At 53.6% G+C, this 1,044-nt stretch carries 2 protein-coding genes and 1 pseudogene; all 3 read left to right on the top strand.

The window, feature by feature from the left end:
• Nucleotides 1-227 precede the first annotated feature (227 nt).
• Nucleotides 228-323: pseudogene (locus tag ACOCD2_RS21650) on the top strand (recombinase family protein); the annotation flags it as partial.
• Between the two features lie 309 nt (nucleotides 324-632).
• Nucleotides 633-800: a hypothetical protein gene (locus ACOCD2_RS21645; RefSeq protein WP_368857522.1), complete on the top strand. Its 168-nt coding sequence runs from the start codon at nucleotides 633-635 to the stop codon at nucleotides 798-800.
• Nucleotides 801-845: 45 nt separating this feature from the next.
• The coding region (locus ACOCD2_RS21640; protein WP_294078532.1) for a transposase at nucleotides 846-1,044 on the top strand (199 nt) is incomplete at its 3' end.

The following is a 1,044-nucleotide window of genomic DNA, read 5'->3' as shown; positions in this document are numbered from 1 at the left end:
GGAAAGAAGGGAACGATTAACCGGTACATCCAGCGTCAGGTCAGGGATGTGCCCTTTTGTGGTCGTCGTTGTCTGATTGAAATCGAGCTGGCCCAGGTGTGGGTCAGCAAAAATGAACGACCGTATTCTTTACAAACCGCAAATCCCCCCAAAAACCACCGACAATCACTGGTTATCCGCAAAGAAATAGCGCAAACTTATCTACGTAAATATAACGATCGTTTATTATACGGATCGGCTACGCGAGAGTTTCGACCCAGGATCAGAACCCCGATCTCCAGCTGGATGCCCTAAAGAAGGCCGGTTGCGAAGAGATTTTCCAGGCACCCCAAAAAACAGCACCAACTCCAGCAAGCCGCCATCGCAAACCCCCAAGGACGATACCGCCACCACCCACCCAGGCACCAACAGCAAGGGGAATCAGCACAACGGTATCCGCTGCGCCAACACCCGCACGATTGAGACCGTTCAAACGTCCCCCATCACCCAATGCGAAACCTGTGGCGAAGACCTGAGCAAGACGCCCTGTCAGAAGTTTGAGCGGCGCGACGATCAGCCGGCGCTTGAGCGCCAAGCTGAAAGTGTTCAAGGAGTGGTTGAGAGCCAACCGGACTCTGCCGACTGCCGAGATCATGCGAACCACCGCAAACAAGCTGCGTGGCCATTATGCGTATTACGGAGTATCGGGTAACAGCCGGAGTATCAGCAACTTTGCCTATCAGGTGGAACTGATACTTTTCAAATGGCTAGCCCGGAAATTTCACCGCCCCACTGGAAATAGGCCTCTTTTTGTTGCATAAAGTAAGGGTTACCAATCACTTACCAGCAACAAAACAAAGAAGCCTATGAATACAGAGTGTAAACCAGAACAGTTGGAATTTCAGTCCCTGGGTCGGCGCGAGGTGATTGGCCGCTTTGACGGTGGGCGAATCACGTCGGACGGTGGCGGATTGCTGCTGCGCGAGGTGGATCAGCGTATCGGCCTGCTGGACCGCCTGGCCGCTTGCTTCACCGATCACCGCAACCCCGAGAGCATCGAACACA

This window comes from Thiolapillus sp., assembly GCF_048562965.1.
GTDB classification, from domain to species: Bacteria; Pseudomonadota; Gammaproteobacteria; order Chromatiales; family Chromatiaceae; genus Thiolapillus; species Thiolapillus brandeum_A.
Note: the sequence above shows the minus strand (reverse complement) of the source record. Positions and strands in the feature narration are given on the sequence as shown.